The organism is Lactobacillus sp. RTP31084st1_F9_RTP31084_210423 (genome assembly GCF_040919545.1).
Classification (GTDB): Bacteria; Bacillota; Bacilli; order Lactobacillales; family Lactobacillaceae; genus Lactobacillus; species Lactobacillus paragasseri.
The window spans coordinates 1-23,194 of sequence record NZ_JBCOVH010000003.1 but is presented as its reverse complement, the minus strand read 5'-3'; the positions used below and the strand labels follow the sequence as shown (position 1 = coordinate 23,194).

The window sequence follows — 23,194 nt, the reverse complement described above, 5'->3', positions numbered from 1 at the left end:
TCTATCTTGTATATTGAGAAAACCAATACAAAACATAAAACTAAAAAATGCAAGTAGCAAAATACGATTTATTAATATTTTTTATATAAAAATGTTCTTAAAATGATATTATTATCCACACCTTTTCCACAAAAAAGCAATAAAAAATTCACAAAGTACGAATTATTTACTGAAAAAATATTTGTGATTTTGTTGCTTTTATCATAAAATTTGTGGTGTAATATGATTTAAATCTAAATGTAGTAGTGAGAGATATATGAACGAAGATAAATTCATTCAGGTAAATAACCTAGAAAAAACTTATGAGAATGGTTACCAAGCAATTAAATCTGTTAGCTTTTCCGTAAAGAAAGGCGACTTGGTATGTTTGTTGGGTCCTAGTGGTTGTGGGAAAACCACTACTTTAAATATGATCGCGGGTTTATTGAATCCAACTGGGGGAGACATTATTGTAAATGGTAAGTCTCTTCTTAATGTTGCGCCCAAAGATCGTAATATTGGCTATGTTTTTCAAAACTATGCCTTGTACCCTCATATGACAGTCTTACAAAATGTAATGTTTCCAATGACAGTTGGAAAGAACAAGAAGCCTAAGGACGAGGCTGAAAGAATTGCCAAAAAATTTATGAAGTTAACTCATATTGAAGAGTTGGCTGATCAAAAACCAGGTAACCTTTCTGGTGGTCAACAACAACGTGTTTCAATTGCACGTGCTTTAGTGCAAGAACCCCAGATTTTATTAATGGATGAACCGCTAAGCAACTTAGATGCACGCCTGCGTTTAAAGATTCGTGAAGAGATTCGTAATTTAGTTAAAGAAGTTGGCATTACAACTTTATTTGTTACGCATGATCAAGAAGAAGCTTTATCAATCGGAGATAAGATTATTCTTTTCCATAATGGTGTAATTCAACAAGATGATAAGGGACAAGATCTTTATCTAGAACCAAATAATCAATTTGTGGCTAACTTTATTGGTAATCCAGTAATTGATAACTTTGATGTTAAGGTAGCAAATGATCAAATTGTTGGCTCAGATTTTGAAATTCCAGTTGCAAAGTTAAATAGCTCAAAATTTAGAAGCGAATTAACAGATGGCGATTATACATTAAGTATTCGTCCAGAAAACTTGAAGCTAGCTGATGAAGGCGAACTCTCTGAAGTGATCGATGATATTGAGTTAATTGGACGTGAGCGTGTATTAAAGTTTAATCATGCTGGAATTAGTCAACGTGCATTAATTGATTTAGAGCAAGAAGTAAAACGCGGAGATAAAGTTAAATTTAAGATGAACTTGGATCGCATTTACTTATTTAAGCCAGATGGGGAGCGAATCTATTAATGAAAGATAATCAGAAAAAAGCTTGGTTATTCTTAGCACCGGCAATTGTTTGCGTTACTGTATTTAGCATCTGGCCGATTTTACGTGCCTTTACGATGAGTTTTGAGGGAGGCCCATTAATTGATCTGCATTTTAATGGCTTCTCAAACTATCAGTATATTTTTAGTGATCCAGAATTTTGGCGTGCAATTATGAATACAGCTATTTATTCATTTTTAGCTGTTCCAATTGCTTTAATAATTTCTGTTGCCCTTGCTTGGTTTATTTTTTCTAAAATTAAGCATACAGCTTTCTTTGAAACAATGTTCTTTATGCCATATGTTACAAGTACAATTGCAATCGGAATTGTTTTTCGCTACATCTTCAATGGTGAATATGGCCTATTGAATTTCTTATTAAAACTTGTTCATTTACCGCAACCAGATTGGTTAGATAATCCTAGCTTAAGTCTTGTTTCACTAATTATTTTTGGTGTCTGGTCATCTTTAGCTTTTAATATTGTTATCTTAATGGGTGCGTTAAGAAATATTGAACCGAATTACTATGTTTTGGCTGATATGTATGGGGCAACAAGTAAAGAAAAATTTTGGCGGATAACTGTTCCTCAACTAGTGCCAACCTTAGCTTTTCTTTTAACAGTTAACTTAATTGGGGCATTTAAGATCTATACTCAAGTTTATGCATTATTTAATGGACAAGCTGGAGTAGGAAATTCAGCAATGACGGCAGTTTACTATATTTATAATAAATTCCAAATTGTTGGAACTCCGGGTGTAGCTATGGCTGCTACTGTGGTCTTGTTCCTATTTATATTGTTCGTAACTTTCTTACAAAGAAAATTGATGAAAAAGGTGAACAGTTAAAATGAAGCAGAAAAAATTACGTTGGGGAATGATTTTTGTCTATTTATTCATTGGAATTTTTGGCATTATAACTGTTTTCCCATTTATTTATATGATTTTAGGTGGCTTGATGTCATATCAAGAAACCACGACTATTCCGCCAACTTTGATTCCTAAAGTCTTTAGGTGGAGTAACTATCAAAAAGTATTCGAACAAGCGCCATTTGCAAGATATTTTTTGAATACCTTTATCACAGCAGCAACTACAACAATTGTTACTCTATTTACTTCAATCCTTGGTGCTTTTGCAATGACTAACTTAAAGTTCAGGGGAAAAGGATTAATTCAATTGGTCTTTCTTTCATTGTTAATGGTGCCTGGAGAAGCAATAATTTTTACCAACTATAACACGATTGCTCATTTAGGCTTATTGAATACTTATTTAGGATTAGTTTTACCATTCTTAACTTCAATCTTCTATATGTATTATTTGCAAAGCTACTTCACAGCAATTTCGCCAACAATTTATAAAGCAGCCATGATCGATGGGGCTTCTGATTGGGAATATATTTGGAGAATTTTAGTTCCAATGTCTAAAGGTGGGTTAATTACTGTAGCGTTACTTAGTTTTATTTCTGGCTGGAATTCATTCTTATGGCCATTATTGGTTACAAATGAAGATAAGATGCGTTTATTAAACAATGGGTTAGCTGCATTTGCGTCAGATGCAGGAGCTCAAACGCAACTGCAATTAGCAGCAGCAACTTTAACAGTTGTTCCTGTTTTAATTGTTTACTTCATTTTTAGAAAGCAAATTATTCGAGGAGTAGTACGTAATGACCTCAAAGCCTAAAACTAAAGTTACTTTTTATAATGGATTAACTACCATCGGTGGCCCAATGATTGAAGTGGCTTATGATAAGTCGCATGTATTGTTTGATTTAGGAGAAGTATATCGTCCAGAATTAGGGCTAAAAATGGAAGATGAAGATTTTGCTACTCTGCTCAAGTATCAACTAATTGGTGATGTGCCAGATTTCTATGATCCTAAAGTTACAGGAAAAGAAATTGATCATGAACGGTGGGAACATAGCGCAGCATATATTTCTCATCTTCACTTAGATCACAGTAAGGCAATGAACTTGTTAGCGCCAGAAATTCCTTTATATGCAGGTCCATTAACAGCAGCCTTGTTGCCAGTGCTAAATCGTGATGGCGAATTTTTATTGCCAGCGGCTGATAAGCCTAAAAATTATACTCGTCCAATAATTGCTGCTAAGTTAAATGAGCCAATTCATGTTGGTGACATAACTTTAACAGTTGTACCAAGTGACCACGATGCTTATGGGGCAACAGGTTTAATTGTGAAGACGCCAGATAAAACAATTGTTCATACTGGTGATATACGTCTGCATGGCTATCATCCTGATTGGGTGCGTAAATTTATGGCAGCTGGTAAGGGATGTGATATGCTAATTATTGAAGGTACTGGTGTTTCATGGCCAGATCGTAGTGAAGACGATAGCGAGGAATTTAAAGGCGTTAAGAATGAAATTGAATTGACAAAAAGAATAGTTCAATACCAAAAAGATAATCCGAAGCGCCAATTAACTTTTAATACTTATCCTACAAATGTAGAGCGAATTTTGAGAATCATTTCAGATTCACCTCGAAAAGTAGTCCTTCATGCTAAACGTGCTGAACTCTTGAAGCTAGCATTAAAGCAAGATGTTCCTTATTATTATTTACCAGAAGATAAAAAAATTGATGCGCTCGATCCTGATCTTGAAATTAGTTATCAAGATCTTTTAAAGGACGATCATCAATATTTCTGGCAAGTAGTTGGTCATTATGATCAATTACAACAAGGCGGCTTGTACATTCACAGTAATGCCGAGCCTTTAGGGGATTTTGATCCAGCCTATGCTCCGTTTATTGAAAATATTGAGAAGCGTGGAATTGAATTAATAACTTTGCGTTGCTCAGGACATGCGGATGTAGCTGAATTAAAAGAAATTATTGCGGGTTTTGAGCCGAAAATCTTGGCTCCAGTGCACACATTGCATCCTGAATTAGAAGAAAACCCATTTGGAGAAAGGATTTTACCTAAGCGCGGAGAGGTATTTACGCTTAGTTAAAATTAAAATTTTATTTTGTTGTTGTTTTTATTGGGAGGAACATATGAAGTTCACTAAAAAATTTGCAGCAGTTGCAGTTGCTGCTTTAGCCCTTGTTGGCACTACTGCTTGCTCAAATTCTAAGAGTAATGATAGCTCAAGTAGTAAGTCTGCTGATATTCCAACTAAGATTACCAAGAAGACTACTGTTGTTTTCTGGCATGGTATGACTGGTACTCAAGAAAAGACTTTGCAAAGCTTGACTAAGGATTTTGAAAAGAAGAATCCTAACATTACTATTAAGCTTGAAAACCAAGGCAAGTACAATGATTTGCAAGCAAAGATTAACTCAACTTTGCAATCACCAAATAACTTACCTACAATTACTCAAGCTTATCCTGGCTGGCTATTAAATGCCGCTAACAGCAAACGCTTAGTTGATATGACCCCTTACATTAATAATAGTAAGATTGGTTGGGGTTCAGCTAAAAAGAGTGATATCCGTGAAGAATTATTAAAGGGTGCTCAAATTAAGGGGAATCAATACGGTATTCCATTTAATAAATCTGTTGAAATGTTAACTTACAACAAGGATTTATTAGACAAATACGGTGTTAAAGTACCAAAGACTATGTCTGAATTAAAGGCAGCTTCTAAGAAGATTTATGAAAAGAGTAACCACAAAGTTGTTGGTGCTGGATTTGACTCACTTTCAAACTACTACGTTTTAGGTATGAAGGATGAAGGCGTAAACTTCTCTAAGAACATCAACTTTACTGGTTCTAAGTCTAAGAAAGTAATTAATTACTATGCTGATGGTATTAAGGCTGGCTACTTTAAGACTGCTGGTTCAGCTGGCTACCTTTCAGGTGACTTTTCTAACCAAAAGATTGCTATGTTTGTAGGTACTAGTGCTGGTGAAGGCTTCGTTAAGATGGGTGTTGGTAACAAGTTCCAATACGGTGTTGCACCTCGTCCTTCTAAGTACAATATGCAACAAGGTACTGATATCTACATGTTTAACAAGGGTACTGCTCAACAAAAAGCAGCTGCCTTCATGTACATTAAGTACTTGTTAGGTAAGGACCAACAATTAACTTGGGCTGATAAGACTGGATATATTCCTGTAACTAATAAAGTAATTAATTCTAGTGCTTACAAGAACTCAACTAAGACTAAAGTTCCTGCTCAATTAGATAAGGCAATGAAGCACTTATACAGTGTTCCTGTAGTTAAGAACAGTAATGCCGCATACACTCAATTGAATTCAATTATGCAAAACATCTTTGCACAAGCAAAGAAGGGTCAAAGCTGGAATTCACAAATTGATGCTGGTAAGACTAAGTTCCAAAGTGCTTGGAATCAATAAAAACAGAATATTAAGTAAAAAAATGAGGACTGTCGTGATGACAATCCTCATTTTTTTGATGATTTTTAAAAGAAAAGTAGAATAAAGGCAATTAACGCAGGTAACATCTGAACAACAAAAATTTTTTTACTTGCTGTAAAACCGCCAAAAATAGCAACAACTACAACAAATGCTAGTAATAGTTGCCAGATCGTGATTAAAGTTGGCATTCTAAAGAAGAAAAATACGATTAAAATTAATAAACCTAACATTCCATTATAGATGCCTTGGTTGGCTAAGGCAGTTTTGGCAGCAGGTTGTTTAACAAAATTTATATCCATGTCAAATGATTTGGCTTGTAAATCGGGCTTTCCAAAGATTTCTAACCACATAATTCCAATATGTTCTATTCCGACAAGGATTGTTAGAATAACTCCAATATTTCTTAAAATCATTTTGTACTCTCCTTACTAATTCTTTCAGATAAATTTTACTTATTGTTAGTAGGTAAAGCAACTGATCAACTTAATATAAATTAGTAATATTGTTGCATTTACAACAATAGTGAAATATACTAGATAAAAATAAAAGGAGTAAACATGGAAAAAGAGGATATTCTAAGACAAATCGGTTCAATTTCACGGGCATTAGATTCGATTGCGAATATTGAATTTAAGGATTTGAAGTTGAATCGGGGACAATACTTATATTTAGTTCGAATTTTTGAACATCCTGGAATTATTTCTGATCAATTAGCTATATTATTGAATATCGATCGCACTACTACTTCACGTGGAGTTAGAAAGATTGAACAGGCAGGACTTGTTTTTAAAAAAGATGATGAGGTTAATAAGAAAATTAAGCATCTTTTTGTCACAGAAGCTGGTGAAAAATTAGCGAAAGAGATAGAAAAAGAAAATACTTATTCCAATGAACTAATGATAAAGGGACTAAGTAAGACTGAACAAGCTGAGTTAGGAAGATATTTGAGCATTATTGAAAAAAATGCTAATGAGAATTGGAGCTTTGTAAAGAATGGTGGAAAAAGGGGGTACTAGGATGATGCAAGCATATGAAATAAAAAAAGTGACGATAGCTGATATTCAAGACTTACAACAGATTTCGCGCGAGACTTTTTCAGAGACTTTTGGCTCGCAAAATAGTACTGAAAACATGGAAAAATTTCTGAATAAAGCTTATGCAGAAGAAAAATTGAGATCTGAAATCGAAAACAAAAATAGTAATTTTTATTTTTTAATTGTAAATAATCAAGTAGCTGGCTATTTAAAGGTAAATGAAGGCGATGCTCAAACAGAGCAGGTGGCAGACAATGCTTTAGAAGTGGAAAGAATTTACTTGAAACAAAACTTTCAGCATCAAGGATTGGGCCTGGTTTTAATTAAATTAGCTGAGAAACTGGCTAGGAAGAAGAACAAGGCTAATATGTGGCTGGGTGTTTGGGAGAAAAATTATCAAGCTCAGGCTTTTTACAAAAAAGATGGCTTTAAGAGAGTTAGTCAACATACATTTGTAGTTGGAGATGATCCTCAAACAGACTTTATTTTAGTTAAGGAGTTAAAGTAATGAGGTTTTATTTTAAAGCAATTGATGAAATGACGGGACGAGAGGCTTTTTGTGTTGAAAGATTAAGAAATGAAGTTTTTGTTAGCGAGCAAAAAATCACAGTGCCTGAAATAGATGATGAGGATTTCTATGCTATTCATGTTTTTACTTTAAATAAAAGTAACGATAATGCATTAGCTACTTGCCGAATTTTTAAAGATAAAAATGGAGCTTGGTATTTAGGACGCGTCGTAGTTTCAAAGAAAGCACGGGGGATGCATCTAGGAAGCAAGATGCTGGAAGAAGTTCACTATTATTTAAAAGAAAATGGAGTTGATAGATTATATTGCCATGCACAGATGACAGCTAAGCCATTTTACGATTATCTTGGCTATCAAGTGAAGGGCAATATATTTAATGAAGCTGGCATTGATCACATCTTAATGTATAAAGATTTATAGACAGAAAAAGACCTCGGAAAATAGAATTCCGAGGCCTTTTTAACTTTTAATTATTCATCATCGTTATGGTTAGTGAAGTAACGGTAGTCTTTACTCTTATCAAAAATTACACCACGTGCGTTTTCACCGTTTGAAACGCTGAATACTGCATCTGGGTATTTTTCTTTAACTTCAGCTTCCATGTAGGAACGCATCATAGCATTGTTTGAAAGAACTGAACCAGTTAAAGCAATGCGCATTGGCTTAGGATCTTCGTAACGATCTAAACACATAATAATATCGCGTGCTAAAAGATGAGCTTGATCGGCGATGATCTTACGAGCATCTTCATCGCCGCTATCTGCCAGTTTAGCAACTTTGACAGCTTTTGAAGCAACTTCTGGACTAGTTAAGCTGTAAAACTTAGCCGGAACTTCACCCATGTTGTCAACATTAAATTCTTTTACAAATAAGTCAATTAAGGAATTCTTCTCGCGTTTGTCCCAGCTAAGAAGTGCAGATTGAAGAGCAGCCTTGGTAATAGCATAGCCACTACCTTCGTCTCCAAGTAAAGAACCGTAACCACCAACAGCAATTAATGAGTCATTTTGACGACCATTAACAACAGATCCAGTACCAGCAATAACTAGAGCACCATCTGCTCCTTCAAGACCATTGTAAAGGGCAAGAAGTGAGTCAGTAATGGCACGGGTTGGAATGTTACCAACCATTGAAGAAATAGTTGCCGCAACTTCTGGAGCATTACCAACAACTGATAAACCAGCAATTCCGGCTAAGACCTTGATACAGTCACCGTCAATCTTATCGCGCAATTCGTTAACTGCTTGAGCAATATTTTTAATACCAAGTTCGTAGTCGTTGTTGATTTGACCTGGGCCAGATTCTGCACGACCTAATTCTTTACCATTTTCATCATAAGCAATTGCCGTAGAGTGTGTACCACCTGCGTCAATACCAATCATATATTTCAACATAATTAATTATCCCTCACTGTAAATATTAATACTGGAATTATTGTACTAAAAAAAAATCAATTTGTGAACGCATTCAACTGATCCTATCTAAATAAAAAGATAAGTAAGAAATATAATAATCCTTATCTTTGAAGCATTTTTATTAAATTGCATGATAAAATAAAAGTATGTAATTAAGGAGAATTTTAATGAAAAATAAAATCTTTTTAGGAGCAATTTTGTCATCCTTTTGTGCTTTAGCTTTTTATATGACAAGCATAAATCATATGAAGACACAAACTTTGGAGATATATGGAAATTCAACCGCGAAAGTAGCTCAAAAAAGCAAAATGAAAGAGGGCAGTAAGCAGACTCGTTTAACTAATGGAGAAAGCGAGATTGGCGAAGCTGCTATTTCAAAAAATAGTAATAAAAGCTTAGCTAAGGCTATTGTTAAGGCAAGCTCAAATGTTCAAGGCAATTATCAAATAAGCGTAAAAGACTTGAATAGTACTAAAGTTTTTACCGATTTAACTAATACTAGTCAAGACACTTTAAATGCAGGAAACGTCTTGAAATTATACGTCCTACTTGCTTATTACAAGGCAGTTCAAGATAAAAGTTTAAATTCTGCTACTCCATATAAAGTTAAAGCAAGTGATTTAAACGGTGGAGATAAAGTATTGAAGGCTGATATGGCCTATTCTTATACTTACTTGCTCGATTTAATGATACGGCAGCAAAATAATAATGCGGCTAATATCATCTTAAATAAAATTGGAAAAGATAAAGTAAATAAAACTGCAAAAACATTTGGCGCAAGCAAGACTGAAATTACAGAAAATTTTGGTAAGGATTTTGCCGGGAAAACCAGTAGCAATGATTTAGTTACGACTATGCAGAAACTATATCAGGGGAAAGTGTTAGGCACTGATATTGATAATCAAATTTTAGGTCAATTAGCTAATTTTCCTGAAAAAGGATTAGCTAAAAATATTAATGGCGTAGTTTATAAAATAGCTGATAAAAAACAAGGCGCAGCCTTAATTCAAGAAAACGGAAAAACATATGCAATGGCAATGGTTAGTGAGGAAGATGCAGATCTAGCTAAAGTTGGAGATGCAATTAATAATTGGATGATTAAACAAAGATAACTATATTAAAGGAGTTTCGTGACTCCTTTTTCTTTTTGCTCAAAAAGTAGATAAATTTCTACACATTGTAGATTGTTTTCTACAGGTTGTCGTGTTAAAGTATATGAGTACACAAAAAGAAGGTGATTATCTTGGCTAAAAAAAGGGCTTTAGACCGCTCAAAAGTAATTGATCAAGCAATAGCAATTATTAGTGATAAGGGACTAAGTGAGCTAACCATGCCAGCTTTAGCAAAGGCATTAGGAATTAGATCTCAGTCTTTATATCATTATGTTGCTAATCGTAATGATCTATTAGTTCTAGTTTGCGTGAATAGACTACAAGTTTTGCGTCAACATTTAACGAAAAAGATAATAGGTCATTCTGGCTTAGACGCCTTGTTTAGATTCGCAGATGAGATACGAGATTTTTTGCTACATGATAAAGCAATTTCTGGAATTTACTATGGATTAAATGAATATGTTCAAAATGAACAAATTCACGAAGAAGTTATGAAAATAGTAGAACTAGGAGAAAAGCTAGATGTAGATAATAAAAATATCGTCTCCCTGCACAGTTTGCTGGGAGCAGTCTTGGGATACGTTTTCTTAGATCGTTATGTGATCGATGAAACAGAAAAAGAAGCTGATGATAATTACCATGAGATGCTTTTGCGACTTGTAGCGCCAAAACTTCAAGTTGAGGGTACAAAATAGAGGAAAGGAAAGTATACATGAAATTACTGAAAAACCATCTTGGTGCTTTGGTAGCGTGGATTGCGATTCTACTGATTGCGATCTTTTCATTGCCAGATGTAGATGCTTTAACGCGTCAGCATTCGGAAATTTCTCAAAGCTCGATTGCGACAAACATCGAAAGTAAGTGGGGACACGGGCAAGATAATACTTATGTTGTAGGGGTTGTTTTTAATAAAAAGCATGGAAAATTAACCTCAAGTGATAAGGAGAAAATTGACAATACTATTCGCTTTTTGAAAGACAACAAGAAAAAGCTGGGTATTAAGTCAATGATGACCCCGAATGATAATTACGCTACAAAAGCACAATTAATTTCAAAAGATAAAACGACTGAAATTGTGCAATTGAATATTGCAAATGATCATTCGACTGTGTCTAACGTTAATAAGTCTTTAACTAAAGCAGTTAAAACATCTGGAATTAGAACATATGTAACTGGGGTAAGAATCCTTGAAGATGACTTCTCGGCTTCAGTTCAGGAAGGTATTAAAAAGACTGAATTAATTACTATCTTCTTTATTTTTATTGTTTTAGTAATTGTATTTAAGTCACCAATTGTACCAATAATTTCATTATTGACAGTTGGAGTTTCCTTTATTACTTCATTTTCAATTGTTACTAATTTAGTAGAGAAGTTTAACTTTCCATTTTCAAACTTTACTCAAGTTTTCATGGTTATTGTTCTGTTTGGTATTGGGACCGACTACAATATCCTGCTGTATGACAAGTTTAAAGAGAACTTGAGTAAGGGGATGTCGAACCACGATGCGACAAACGATGCTTTGCGTAAAGCTGGTAAGACCATCCTTTATTCTGGATCCTCAATTTTAATTGGATTTAGTGCTTTAGGACTAGCTAAATTCTCAATTTACCAATCAGCTGTTGGTGTTGCTGTTGGTGTTGCTGTTTTACTAGTTGTACTTTTGACCTTAAATCCATTCTTTATGGCTGTTTTAGGTAAGAAATTATTCTGGCCAGTTAAAAATTTTGAAGGCGAAAGTAATTCTAAATTATGGCACGCTCTTTCTAAGGGAAGCTTAGCTCATCCAATTATTTATTTAGTTGTGATGGCTGTTGTAGTTTTACCATTCTGCTTGTTCTATTCAAATAATTTGAACTATAACGATGCAGATGAAATTTCTGACTCTACTCCTTCAAAGGCCGGGCTATTATTACTGCAAGATCACTTCTCTGAAGGTACACCAGAATACTCAACCTTATATATTCAAAGTGGTCATAAACTCGACAATGAGAAGAGCTTAAAAGAAATTGATCAGATTGTTAAGAAAATTCAAGCTGATCCAGACGTGAAATTTGCTTCATCAGTAACTGAACCAAATGGTAAGTCTATTAAACGTCTTTACGTTGATAATCAATTAGGAACTGTTAACTCAGGTGTAAATACAGCCAGAAATGGTTTGGGCACTTTAAGTAACGGTAGCAAGCAAATTACCAATGGTGCTGTTCAATTGCAGAACGGTGCAAATCAACTTTCTAATGGTACTGGTCGTCTTCAAAGTGGTGCAAATCAGCTTCAAGCTGGTGCAGGACGTTTACAAACTGGTGCAAATCAATTAGCAAGTGGAACTAGTCGTTTGCAAACTGGAGCTAATGCTCTTAGAGCTGGAACTATGCAGTTAGCAACTGGCGCTGGTCGTTTAGAGAGTGGTACTTTGAACTTACAACAAGGTGCTGTACAACTTGAAAATGGTACGATTAAGTTAGCCAATGGTGCTGTAAGCTTACGAGACGGTACTGCTAATTTACAAGCTGGTACGCAAGAATTTGTAAATAGTTTAAATACTATGAGTTCTAAATTGTCGAATCAACTTAGTGATAAAGATAAGGAAAACATAGCTAAATTAGAAAAAGGGTTACCTGAACTAAATAATAAAATTCAATTATTAAGTCAAGGATTAAATAGTGATTCTAATAGTGATAATTCTGAAAAAATTAAATCAGATTTAGTTGATGTAGGTAAACAAGCAGAAATTATAGGAAGTCAGTTGAATCAAGCTGGAACAACTTTGAAATCTCTAGATGCTGCAAAGAGTTCTAGTGCGACTATGAGTGATGCAGAAAAAGCGCAGATTACTCAAGCTTATGCTCAAGCAATGAATAGTGCTAACTTAAAGGATCAACAAAAGCAAATTATGAGTAGAGCCCTTAATAGCATTTTGGATAAGGTCAATGCTTCTGCAGAACAAAAGGCGCAGTCATTAAATTCAAGCTTGTCAAGTTTATCAAAAGTAGCTGGTAATCTTGAAGTGGCCGGTAAGGCAGATCAGCAATTAGGTGCTTCACTAGGGAATGTTAAGGGTTCTTTGGGAACACTTGAAAATACAATGGTTCAATTACAAGGATTGAAGCAAAGTGTAAATGAACTAGCTGGTTTTTCTAATGAAGCATTGCCTGGTGCAGGGACTGCATTAAGCAAATTAAGTTCAGGATTAACTCAAGTTCAAAGTGCTGTTGCTCAAGGTGCAGCAGGAGCTAGTCGCTTAAACGATGGCGCATCTCGCTTAAACAACGGTGCTGGTCAACTTGCAACTGGCTTACAAGCTGGTGTATCAGGTTCTAGTCAACTTGCAAGCGGTTCTGGCCAATTAGCAAACGGTGTCGGTCAATTGAACACAGGCTTACAAGCTGGATTAAGCGGAACTAACCAATTAGCTAATGGTATTGGTCAACTTAACGGTGGTGCAGGCCAACTTAACGGTGGCGCAGGCCAATTAGCAAGCGGTATTGGTCAACTTAATGGTGGTGCCAGTCAATTAGCAAATGGTGCTGGTCAAATTGCATCAAATAATCCTAAGATTACTGCTGGAATCGATAAAGTTAATAGCGGTTTAGGTGAAGGCCAAGAATACTTAACTGGCTTAGCAGATTCAGCTGCTGGTAAGACTTTCTACATCCCAGCTAAGATGATTCATTCATCAACTTTCAAACCAGCTCTTGATAACTACATGAGTTCTGATTTGAAATCTACTAAGATTATCATTATCTTGAAATTAGACCCAGCTTCAACTGAAGGGGCAAAGAAAGCTCACGAACTCAGCAACATGGTTAAGAAGTCAGTGAAGGGTACCAGCCTTCAAAGCTCAACTATTGCTATGGGTGGACAATCCGAAAAGATTTATGATACTCAAGAAACTGCAAGTAGCGACTTCTTAAGAACTGCAATTATTATGTTGGTAGGTATCGGAATTGCTTTGATCTTTGTTACTAGATCAGTATTGCAACCATTATTTATTCTAGGTACTTTAGTAATTGCTTACTTAACTTCTCTATCTATTAACCAATGGTTAGTTCACGCCTTATTAGGTAGATCATTATTAGCTTGGAATACTCCATTCTTTAGCTTTATCATGATCGTTGCCTTAGGTGTTGACTACTCAATCTTCTTAATGATGCGTTATCGTGAATTAGGAGAAGTAAACCCAGGCTGGACTACAAGTGAGAAGATGCTTCAAGCTTGTGACATCATCGGAACTGTGGTAATTTCTGCTGCTATTATCCTTGGTGGTACTTTCGCAGCCTTAATTCCATCAGGTGTCCCAACTTTAATTGAAGTTGCATTATGTGTGGATATTGGATTATTATTATTAGTATTCTTACTTCCGATTAACATGTCCGCTGCAATGAAGATTACATATGAAGGCTTAGGCAGAAAAAAGAATAAAAAAGATGCTGAATAGTATTTAATATTCTAAAAAATAAAAGATTGAAGTTTATCCTATTTTTGATCAGGATAAAACTTCAATCTTTTTTCTTTATAAAATTAATTAGATATTTTATTTAAGGCAGCTGCAATACCGTTGTGATTATTATCTAAGGTTACTGGAATATTCAACTTATTCTTTAGCTCTTCTGGTGCATTATCCATTAAAATTGGATGCCCAACAGCTTTAAGCATCGGTTCATCGTTATAATTATCCCCGAAAGCCCAAGCGTTCGTCTTATCTATTGCAAAGCTATCAAGAACAATTTTAACTGCTTTTCCTTTATTAACACCTTTAAGCATAATTTCTAAAAGATGGGGCGCCGATTTAACAAAAGCTAGTTTAGGAAAATCAGATTGGAGTGTAGGGATAATTTTATCAAGTGTGTCAGGCTTGCCAATGACTAGCACCTTGTGGATACCTTTTAAATCTTTTATTCGTTCTAGAGAAACAGGAAGTGATTTAACTCCAACTATTTCTTCTTCCTTTTTAACTAATGGATTTTTATTAAGTGAAGAAAACCAATTGTAGCCACTGTAGACATTCCAAGCAAGATCTTGAGTTTTAAGAGCATCTATTTTGGTAATTAGTTGGACTGCTTCTGCAGCATCAAAAAATTGTGAATTAAGCGGTCTTCCCATTTCATCTAAGACTAACGCACCATTATAGGCAATAATAGGACAGAAATTAGTAATTTCATCTACTACGTTTATAATTCCTTTGGGCATGCGTGCAGAAACAGGAATAAATAAGTTACCAGCGATAATTTGTTTACGAATGGCATCGATTGTATCAGGCGATACATCACCACCAGATGTAATCAGGGTGCCGTCAATATCACTAAAAATTAGTTTTGCTGTCATAAAAATTTTCTCCTTTGATGGCTTTATCTATCTTATTATAATACGATAAAGATAAGAACTAATGAGCACGAATTGCTTTTGCTTATTATTTTAAATAGTAAAAATTATAATTAATAACTACGTATAATTGAAATAGATGAGTGAAATTATGACAAAAAAATTGAGAAAAGTAATCTTTATCATCTGTGGAATCCTGTCCGCAATCATTTTACTTTACTTACTCTACCGCGACTATCGTCCTGAAATTGATGTTTTAATGCATCCTGATAGCCATACTAAAACAAAGTTACTCTATTTAATTCGCCAGCATGAAGTACGTGATAGCCTGTTTTTATTGGGTCTAATAACAGTTCTGAATGCTATTCCTGGTATGTCAAACTCTGTTTTTTGCATTTTAGCAGGACTTTGCTATGGGCCTTGGATTGGACTAGCAATTAACTGGGCCGGCAATATTTTAGGAAATTGTATTGTAGAGAGTTTAATCAAAAGGGTTGATTTTTCTCATCGATTTAAAAAAAATAAATTCTTAAATTGGTTAATGGCACAAAAACATCCAAGCTTAGGTATGACATTAGGGTTTATGGTGCCAGTAATACCGAGCGTGTTAGTTGATTACACAGCAGCTAGATTAAAAGTGCCAGCAAATAAATTTTTGTTGATGGTAATCGTGGGGATGTTTCCTACGTCTTTTATCTATGCCTTTGGTGGAGATGCAATCTTTAATGGGGATGCTAAAAAGTTAATTGGATCTTTAATTGGTATTGCAATTCTATTCATTATTGCTTGGTTATTAGTAAGAATGGCATCTAGAAAAAAGCAGAGAACAGCATAAGCATTCTCTGCTTTTTAGTTTAATTGCTTGAAATGCTATAATAAGCTAAAAAAGTTTATGAGGGAATTAAAAATGAAATGTCCAAATTGTGGTGAAGATGTAAAGTCGACTGATAAACAATGTCCTAACTGTCATTTTGATTTAGAAAAATTTAGAAATGAATTTTTTACTGGGCAAAATCAAACTCGTAATGAAAGTTCTGACAATCGTCAAAAGCAAGAAACACGTTCTGTTAAAAAGATTGAACCGAAAAAGCAAAATTCTACCATTGCTAGCATGATTAATTGGATTCAAGTAAATTCAATGATTGTTTTTGTTGTTGGGATAATTTTGTTGATTTTGACTAGTTTTTCACCATCATTAGGCTGGTCTTGCTTCTTTGCATTGTTAATATGGTTGTTTATAGTTTGTGATAAAAATAAAGGCAAAGTAACAGAACAGTACACTGTTGATCAGCGATTAACTGAGCATATTAATAAGGTTGGCTCTGATGTGGTTAATTCTTTTGAAGAAGGGGAGAATCGAGTAAAAGCTCATCGACAAAAGATTGATAATAAGTTAGGGCGCGATCCAGAAGCAATAAAAAAAGTTGTTAAGCAAAAGAGAACAGCTACTCAATTGGGAGTAGTCTTAATTGCAGTTTTAAACTTGCTTCTTGTATTTAGTGGCCCATTTTCATCAGGAATGATGCAAGGATATCAGACTTTATCTATTTCAAAAGCCTTACTTTCAATTGGTAGATTTAATGGCAAGTATCTTCTGATTGGTTATGGAATGTGGCTTCTTCTAGTTGGAGTTCCAATCGCAATTATTATTTTGACAATTAGGAATGGCAAAAATAATAAAAGAATTGTTTTCTTACTTTCTTTAATCGAGTCGATTGTCTTAGTGATTTGTGCTGTTGAATTAATTTTTATGAATGCTGGTTCCTCCTTGGGAATTACTAATAATGCAGCAACAAATAGTGTTGAAATTCAGAGGATTGTAGCAAATGCAATCTCATTTGGGGTTTCTACATACTTATTATTTGTATCAAGTATTCTTTTAACTGTTGTTGCGTTTCGCAGTATGAGACAAAATTAAAAAGAATTGGGTCATTATCTGATCCAATTCTTTTTTGCATGTTTAAAAAATTATTTTGAAACGTCAATCACTAAATGCTCATTTACAAATGACATTAAACCTAGTTCGCTTAATTCACGGCCATAACCAGACTTTTTAACACCGCCAAATGGTAATTCTGGAGCCGTGATCCAGCGTCCATTAATAACTGTCATTCCAGTATCAATTTCACTGGCTACTTCTTGCGCATGAGTTTTATTTTGAGAAATAACGCTTGAACCTAGACCAAAGCTTGAATTATTGGCTAGTGCAATTGCTTCTTCTTCATCTTTAACCTTAAATACTTCGGCAACTGGTCCAAATAATTCTTCATCGAATAATGGATTGTTTTGATCAATATTAGTTAAAATCATCGGACGGAAGAAAGCACCAGAACTTTCAATTTCGGGATATTGATAGGCAACTTCTGCTCCATGTTCAATTCCTTTTTTGATTTGCGCTGCTAACTTATCAGCAGCTTTTTGAGAATTCATTGGTGCGAGACTAGTTTCTTTATCTAAAGGATTACCGGGTTTAAGACTAGCGAAAGTGTGCTGCAAAATATTCATCACTTCATCGTAGCGTGATTCGACAACGATGATTCGTTTAGAAGAAGTGCAGACTTGACCACAGTTATAAGTTCTAGCGTCACTTAATACATTTTTTAATATCGTAGAATCGGCATCAGCTAAAACTATAAATGGGTCATTTCCACCTAATTCCATTGTCGATTTTTTAATATTTTTACCAGCTGCTTCGGCAACGCTGCTTCCGCCACGTTCTGAACCTGTAACAGCAACTCCTTGAACGCGCTTGTCAGCAATTACATCACCAATTTGGGCATAAGATAAAAATAAGTTTTGCAAACTTGCTTTTGGAGCGCCCGCTTCTTGAATAATTTTTTCTGTTAATTGAGCTGAAGCTGGGACATTGTGTGCATGTTTTAAGATAATTGGATTTCCAACCATGAAGTTAGGAGCAAATACTCTAATTACCTGATAGAGTGGGAAGTTCCAAGGCTCGCAAGCCATGATAATACCTGTTGATTGTTTTAGGTAATAAGCCGTCCCTAAGTTTGTTTCTAATGGAGTAGGCTCTAACATTTTAGGAGCTTTTTCAGCATAGTAATTACAAATGCTGATACATAAGTCTACTTCTTCAAGTGATTCATGATATAGCTTTCCCATTTCTAAAGTCATAGTTTTAGCCATCTCTTCACGATGCTTTTTGAAAGTATTGGCTATTTGATGAAGTAATTGACTTCTAGTAGCAGGAAGCTGATTACGCCAAGTCAAGTATAATTTTTCTCCAGCAGCAAGTGCTTGTTCAATTTCTTCTTGAGTAGCATCGGGGTAACTCTTAATCAGCTGATTAGTATACGGATTAATAGATTCATATTTAGACATAAAATTTCCTCTTTTCAATATATTTCATTATAAAGCGCTTTCTTGCAGATGTATATAAAAATCACTTCTCTTTAGTAAGACATAAAAGAAGTGATTTAGTTTAAGCTAGTTTACTAATTTTTTCTAATAATACATGATTATTGTTGAGACGAGCAAAAGCGGCTGAATCATTTAAATATTGAGTAGTCCTTTGTTGTGAGCCATTTTCTGCAATATTATTTTGAGCTAATTGAAAAAGTATGCGAGCAGTAAAATAAATTACATGCCGTTTTTTGCATAAGTCATATCCCATCTCTAATAGTTTATTAGATTGTTCATAATCCTGGTTTCGACCATAAAATTCCCCGCCGTTACACAAAATAGAAAGAAATTGTAGTAGCGAATCTTCATCTTCAAGCTGAACATTGGATATTGAAGAGAGAATGATGTCATAGTAATGGCGAGCTTTGTCAACATCATTTTGTAAATCATAAACTTGACTACAACCTTTAAGTGCAAGAAGATGGTAAATCTTATTCTGTTTTGATAAGTGTGCATCAAGAATTGTATTGAAGTAATACAAAGCATCAGTCTCAGCATGATCAAGATTTAAGGCAAGAAGCCCACGTAGATAGTAATAATGAAGGATATCTTCTTGCCGTGTTAATCCATCTTTATTAATGCTAGCTAAAAGTTGAGCTACTTTTGGAAAATCAAGCTGAATGACAGCAAAGTCGGCTTCAAATAGTTTATGAGATGTTTTTTTATTAGAATCTACATCCATAATATCTGCTACGTTAATATTCAAACGGTCGCAAAGACTATTTAAAATTTTTAAAGACGGAATACGACCATTATTTTCAAATTTACTTAATGTAGATTGAGTACAAATACCATTGCATAATTCAGTCTGCGATAAACCTAATTTTTTGCGAATGGAAATAAATTTGTTAATATTAATCATTCTTTTACTCCTTGATTGTCTGAAAAAGAAAATCTAAAGATTCATCCAAGTAGTCCTTGGCATAGTCCATTGCATGACGATGACCTTTGATGATCAATAATTCAATTTCGTGATCATGATTAGCTAAAAAGTCGACAAATTTTAGGATTCCATCTAATGGAACAAGTTCATGAGCAGAATTGATCATTTTTAAGCGTCCTAAATTGTTAAGATCATAATTTTCTGCATCCATTTGTTTGTAAATAGCTTGATCATCTTTACCCGCGTATGTCAATACAAAGAACTTATAAAATGATTCAAAAATATCATGTAAATTAGTGAGCTTTAATTCGTTTGCTCCATATCTTGAAGGTATAACGTTTGGATGAGTTTTCATCCAATTAGAGAAGTCTACAGATGCTGACCAAGTTACAGTAGGAAAACCATATATTCCGGCAAGGTAGATAGCCAAAGTACCACCAACACTGGCACCAATTTGTACGATATTTTGTTGATCATCTTCATCGGTATATTTTGACTCTAGTAACCACTTCACAAATTTTTTACTGTCTTGATGAGCAGCCGGAAAAGTAGAGGCAGGAGCTAAGCGATAGTCAGGGATAAGAGTCATAAAGCCTGCATTTGCTAATCTTATCCCAAGATTCTTAACATCATTTTTTGAGCCAGCAAACCATCCTCCGCCATGCCAAAAGATTAGAATTTTAGTTTGTGAATTAGTATTGTTAGGAAAATAAATGTCTGTCTTCAAATTGTTGTTTTCGTCGTAAATTATGTCTTTTTTTATAACAACCATAATTAAGCCTCTTAGTTATTTTTTAACACACTAATATTATAGAATAAATGTCAACGATAAGTCATATCTTATTCATCCTATATTTAAGTTTATTTCATCGGTTAAGGCGCCTATTTTGTTTTGTTTTTGTTATCATTAATTTAACATACCAAGGAGGGCAGAAAAATGTCTACTAAAACGAGTCGTAAGTTAATCAATATTTTGACGATTGTTACTACAATTATCCTAGTTTTACTAAGTATTTATTGGTATAGGCTAGGCATTTTTACAAGCCAGGAAAAAATGAAGGCTTATTTGGCAAATAAGCAGATCATTGGTCCCTTGATTTTTACTTTAATTCAAATAATTCAAGTTGTTATTCCTATTATTCCAGGTGGAGTTTCATTACTGGGTGGAGTGATATTTTTTGGACCAATCTGGGGATTTATTTATAACTATGTAGGAATTTGTCTAGGTTCGATCATTTTATTCTTTTTGGCTAGACATTATGGACGCCCATTTATTTTGCATTTGGTTTCTGAAAAAACATATGAAAAATACATGAAGTGGACAGCAAATCAGAAGAAATTCAATTGGTTCTTTGCTTTGTGTATTATTGCGCCAATGGCGCCAGATGATATTCTTTGTATGATTGCTGGGTTAACTGAAATGAAATTTTCAACATATTTATGGATAATTTTATTAGGAAAACCTTGGACAATTGCAGCTTATAGTTTGGGATTAGTTTATGGTGCCAAATGGTTATTAAAGTTAGTAGGCAAGTAATGCTTGAAAGTAAACGAATTATTTTAAGAAAAATTGAGACAAATGATGCGCCCACCTTACTCAAGTGGGGTCAAGATAGTGTGTATCATAAAAGCGCTGGTTATCAATATCTGGAAGATTTAAGTGCTGCTCAAAAAAGCATTGGTCAATATAGGGAAAGGCCCTATAGTTACGGAATAGTATTGAAAGAAAGTGGCCGCTTAATAGGATTAGTTGAATTATATGAACGTGGATTAGATGAATATAATGGCTTATTGATGACAAAAGACTTAGGTTTTTTATTAGATAAAAATTATTGGCATCGAGGATTAATGACAGAGGCTTTGCAGCTAATAATCAATTTTGCTTTTGAAAAATTGCACCAGAATCAAATTTGGGCCGGGACTTTTGTTTCTAATGAAAACTCACAAAGATTACTAAAAAAATTAGGTTTTAGATATGTTTATACAACTGATTATTCAATGGTTTCTTCGCTTTTTAATTATCAAGAAAAATATTATTTGTTAACACCACAGGATTGGCATGATATAATGCAGATAAACATGAAATCCTAAGACTAATTTCAGAGAGCTCATGGTTGGTGTAAATGAGTAGAAAGTCGTTTCCAGATTTCGATTATTGGGTAGGTAATTCTACACGGTTAGCACCGTTATCGCTTTTTGAGTGTGGTATTTTTAACCAAATTTGGGTGGTACCGCGAACCGTGTAAGTCGATTCGTCCCAGTGAGAGGGATGAATTGGCTTTTTTTATTTTAAGGAGGAAATATGTTAGACATAAAGGTAATTCGAGAGAATTTAGACTGGTCAAAGAAGAAATTAGCTACACGTGGAATAAAGCCAGAAGAACTAGATAAATTAGTGGCTATTGATAAAGAAAGACGTGAAGCTTTAACTAAAAGCGAGCAATTAAAGCAAAAGCGTAATGAAGTATCCGATCAAATTGCGCAAGCTAAGCGTAATAAAGAAGACGCAAGTGATGCTATTAAGGCAATGCGTGAAGTTGGAAAAGAAATTAAGGATTTAGATAAAGAAGTAGAAGACCTTACCCAAAAACAAAAGTATATTTTACTTCGTTTACCTAACTTCCCAGCAGATTCAGATCCTATTGGACCAGATGAAAGCTATAACGAAGAAGTTCGTAAATGGAATGAACCAACTAAGTTTGATTTTGAACCAAAACCTCACTGGGAAATTGGTACTGAATTAAATATCTTAGACTGGGATACTGCTGCTAAAGTTTCAGGTGCTCGTTTTGTTTACTATAAAGGTGCAGGTGCATTACTTGAACGCGCAGTTTCAAATTTCTTCTTAGATGAAAATACTAAAGATGGTTATACTGAAGTGATTCCACCATATTTAGTAAATGATGCTTCTATGCAAGGAACTGGTCAATTTCCTAAATTTACCGAGGATGTTTATACCATTGTTGATAATGATGATCCTGACAAGCCACGTGATCTAACTTTGATTCCAACTGCAGAGGTTCCATTAGTTAACTACTTCCGTGGTAAGATTTTAGATGCAAAGCAATTACCAATTAATGTTACTGCATTCTCTCCTGCGTTTAGAAGCGAAGCGGGATCTGCAGGACGTGATACGCGTGGATTAATTAGAATGCACGAATTTAGAAAAGTTGAAATGGTAAAAATTGTTGATGAAGACAGTTCGTGGGATGAATTGGAAAAATTAACGCATAACGCTGAACATTTACTTCAAAAGCTCGGCTTACCATATCATGTTGTTGCTCTTTCAACTGGGGATGCAAGTTTTACTAGTGCTAAAACTTATGACCTTGAAGTATGGATGCCAGCTCAAGATAAATATCGTGAAATTTCAAGCTGTTCAAACTGTACGGATTTCCAAGCTCGTCGTAGCTTAATTCGTTATCGTGATGAAAATGGAAAGCTTCATCTTGCTCATACTTTGAATGGATCAGGTTTAGCTGTAGGTAGAACTGTAGCAGCTATTTTAGAAAATTATCAAAATGAAGATGGAACTGTAGATGTACCTGAAGCATTACAACCATACATGCATGGTATGAAAGTAATTACTAAAGAACCAAAATTTGGTGAATAAAAGTTAAATATAAAAGAAAATGGTATTCAAACATCAAAAGATGTGGGAATACCATTTTTTATTTAATATAGAGTAAGATAGCACTAGATTAGCAGTCTGAAAAAATATTGCTAATTTTTAGAAAAAAGGGGTTGACGAAAAGGAGAAAAGTCTGTAAAGTAATACATGCTGTTTGA

22 protein-coding genes are annotated in these 23,194 nt (G+C 34.5%); 16 read left to right on the top strand and 6 right to left on the bottom strand.

Going from position 1 to position 23,194, the window contains the following annotated elements; translation table 11 throughout:
* The first annotated feature begins 256 nt into the window (after positions 1-256).
* Genes AB5359_RS07545 through AB5359_RS07525 form a run of 5 tightly spaced genes read left to right on the top strand, consistent with a single transcriptional unit; the run spans position 257 to position 5,670 of the window.
* On the top strand, positions 257-1,342 hold the full coding sequence (locus AB5359_RS07545) for an ABC transporter ATP-binding protein (RefSeq protein WP_020807602.1): 1,086 nt from the start codon (positions 257-259) through the stop codon (positions 1,340-1,342).
* Entirely contained in the window at positions 1,342-2,205 is an 864-nt protein-coding gene (locus tag AB5359_RS07540) for a carbohydrate ABC transporter permease (protein ID WP_020807603.1), read from the top strand. The genes AB5359_RS07545 and AB5359_RS07540 overlap by 1 nt, the downstream gene beginning before the upstream one ends.
* Before the next feature lies 1 nt (position 2,206).
* Complete coding sequence (locus AB5359_RS07535; RefSeq protein WP_003650039.1) at positions 2,207-3,037, top strand: carbohydrate ABC transporter permease; 831 nt, start codon at positions 2,207-2,209, stop codon at positions 3,035-3,037.
* Positions 3,021-4,322, top strand: a complete 1,302-nt coding sequence (locus AB5359_RS07530) for an MBL fold metallo-hydrolase (protein ID WP_048686024.1) — start codon at positions 3,021-3,023, stop codon at positions 4,320-4,322. Before AB5359_RS07535 ends, AB5359_RS07530 begins: the two co-directional genes overlap by 17 nt.
* 43 nt (positions 4,323-4,365) lie before the next feature.
* Positions 4,366-5,670: an extracellular solute-binding protein gene (locus AB5359_RS07525; protein ID WP_048686025.1), complete on the top strand. Its 1,305-nt coding sequence runs from the start codon at positions 4,366-4,368 to the stop codon at positions 5,668-5,670.
* Positions 5,671-5,735: 65 nt separating this feature from the next.
* Here the strand turns inward: AB5359_RS07525 and AB5359_RS07520 are convergent, their stop codons facing one another.
* A complete protein-coding gene (locus tag AB5359_RS07520; RefSeq protein ID WP_020807605.1) occupies positions 5,736-6,104 on the bottom strand; it encodes a DUF1304 domain-containing protein in 369 nt (122 codons plus the stop codon).
* Positions 6,105-6,248: 144 nt separating this feature from the next.
* Between AB5359_RS07520 and AB5359_RS07515 the strand changes: the two genes are divergently transcribed.
* Genes AB5359_RS07515 through AB5359_RS07505 form a run of 3 tightly spaced genes read left to right on the top strand, consistent with a single transcriptional unit; the run spans position 6,249 to position 7,673 of the window.
* The gene (locus tag AB5359_RS07515; protein WP_048686027.1) at positions 6,249-6,707 is read left to right on the top strand and encodes a MarR family winged helix-turn-helix transcriptional regulator; all 459 of its coding nucleotides are present in this window, start codon (positions 6,249-6,251) and stop codon (positions 6,705-6,707) included.
* Positions 6,685-7,233, top strand: coding sequence for a GNAT family N-acetyltransferase (locus AB5359_RS07510; RefSeq protein ID WP_048686029.1), 549 nt, complete (start codon positions 6,685-6,687; stop codon positions 7,231-7,233). The genes AB5359_RS07515 and AB5359_RS07510 overlap by 23 nt, the downstream gene beginning before the upstream one ends.
* Entirely contained in the window at positions 7,233-7,673 is a 441-nt protein-coding gene (locus tag AB5359_RS07505) for a GNAT family N-acetyltransferase (RefSeq protein WP_039155736.1), read from the top strand. Before AB5359_RS07510 ends, AB5359_RS07505 begins: the two co-directional genes overlap by 1 nt.
* Before the next feature lie 50 nt (positions 7,674-7,723).
* Here AB5359_RS07505 and AB5359_RS07500 read toward each other — a convergent pair whose 3' ends face one another.
* Positions 7,724-8,647: an N-acetylglucosamine kinase gene (locus AB5359_RS07500; RefSeq protein ID WP_080979655.1), complete on the bottom strand. Its 924-nt coding sequence runs from the start codon at positions 8,645-8,647 to the stop codon at positions 7,724-7,726.
* 188 nt (positions 8,648-8,835) lie between these two features.
* Here AB5359_RS07500 and AB5359_RS07495 point away from each other — a divergent pair, with 188 nt between their 5' ends.
* The 3 genes from AB5359_RS07495 (at position 8,836) to AB5359_RS07485 (ending at position 14,215) form a co-directional block, all read left to right on the top strand.
* Positions 8,836-9,780 carry a serine hydrolase gene (locus AB5359_RS07495; RefSeq protein ID WP_039155739.1) on the top strand — a complete coding sequence of 315 codons (945 nt, stop codon included), beginning with the start codon at positions 8,836-8,838 and terminating at the stop codon, positions 9,778-9,780.
* A gap of 131 nt (positions 9,781-9,911) precedes the next feature.
* Entirely contained in the window at positions 9,912-10,475 is a 564-nt protein-coding gene (locus tag AB5359_RS07490; protein ID WP_020807610.1) for a TetR/AcrR family transcriptional regulator, read from the top strand.
* A 17-nt stretch (positions 10,476-10,492) separates the two neighbouring features.
* The gene (locus tag AB5359_RS07485) at positions 10,493-14,215 is read left to right on the top strand and encodes an MMPL family transporter (RefSeq protein WP_368280088.1); all 3,723 of its coding nucleotides are present in this window, start codon (positions 10,493-10,495) and stop codon (positions 14,213-14,215) included.
* Between the two features lie 83 nt (positions 14,216-14,298).
* Here the strand turns inward: AB5359_RS07485 and AB5359_RS07480 are convergent, their stop codons facing one another.
* Positions 14,299-15,102 (bottom strand): Cof-type HAD-IIB family hydrolase, encoded by an 804-nt coding sequence (locus AB5359_RS07480; RefSeq protein ID WP_368280086.1) that lies wholly within the window; start codon positions 15,100-15,102, stop codon positions 14,299-14,301.
* 148 nt (positions 15,103-15,250) lie between these two features.
* On the opposite strand from AB5359_RS07480, the gene AB5359_RS07475 reads away from it, so the two are divergent.
* Positions 15,251-15,934: a TVP38/TMEM64 family protein gene (locus tag AB5359_RS07475; RefSeq protein ID WP_180374237.1), complete on the top strand. Its 684-nt coding sequence runs from the start codon at positions 15,251-15,253 to the stop codon at positions 15,932-15,934.
* A 72-nt stretch (positions 15,935-16,006) separates the two neighbouring features.
* Complete coding sequence (locus AB5359_RS07470) at positions 16,007-17,017, top strand: zinc-ribbon domain-containing protein (RefSeq protein ID WP_368280085.1); 1,011 nt, start codon at positions 16,007-16,009, stop codon at positions 17,015-17,017.
* A gap of 50 nt (positions 17,018-17,067) precedes the next feature.
* Here AB5359_RS07470 and AB5359_RS07465 read toward each other — a convergent pair whose 3' ends face one another.
* The 3 genes from AB5359_RS07465 to AB5359_RS07455 form a co-directional block, all read right to left on the bottom strand.
* On the bottom strand, positions 17,068-18,441 hold the full coding sequence (locus AB5359_RS07465) for an NAD-dependent succinate-semialdehyde dehydrogenase (RefSeq protein WP_368280083.1): 1,374 nt from the start codon (positions 18,439-18,441) through the stop codon (positions 17,068-17,070).
* A 100-nt stretch (positions 18,442-18,541) separates the two neighbouring features.
* Positions 18,542-19,384: a helix-turn-helix domain-containing protein gene (locus AB5359_RS07460; RefSeq protein WP_126327930.1), complete on the bottom strand. Its 843-nt coding sequence runs from the start codon at positions 19,382-19,384 to the stop codon at positions 18,542-18,544.
* 4 nt (positions 19,385-19,388) lie between these two features.
* The gene (locus AB5359_RS07455) at positions 19,389-20,177 is read right to left on the bottom strand and encodes an alpha/beta hydrolase (RefSeq protein ID WP_048686050.1); all 789 of its coding nucleotides are present in this window, start codon (positions 20,175-20,177) and stop codon (positions 19,389-19,391) included.
* Between the two features lie 165 nt (positions 20,178-20,342).
* Here AB5359_RS07455 and AB5359_RS07450 point away from each other — a divergent pair, with 165 nt between their 5' ends.
* From AB5359_RS07450 to serS, 3 genes are all read left to right on the top strand, one after another.
* Complete coding sequence (locus tag AB5359_RS07450; protein WP_003650055.1) at positions 20,343-20,942, top strand: TVP38/TMEM64 family protein; 600 nt, start codon at positions 20,343-20,345, stop codon at positions 20,940-20,942.
* Positions 20,942-21,496, top strand: coding sequence for a GNAT family N-acetyltransferase (locus AB5359_RS07445; protein WP_035430303.1), 555 nt, complete (start codon positions 20,942-20,944; stop codon positions 21,494-21,496). Before AB5359_RS07450 ends, AB5359_RS07445 begins: the two co-directional genes overlap by 1 nt.
* Before the next feature lie 211 nt (positions 21,497-21,707).
* Complete coding sequence (gene serS, locus AB5359_RS07440; protein WP_020807618.1) at positions 21,708-23,018, top strand: serine--tRNA ligase; 1,311 nt, start codon at positions 21,708-21,710, stop codon at positions 23,016-23,018.
* The last annotated feature ends 176 nt before the right edge of the window (positions 23,019-23,194 follow it).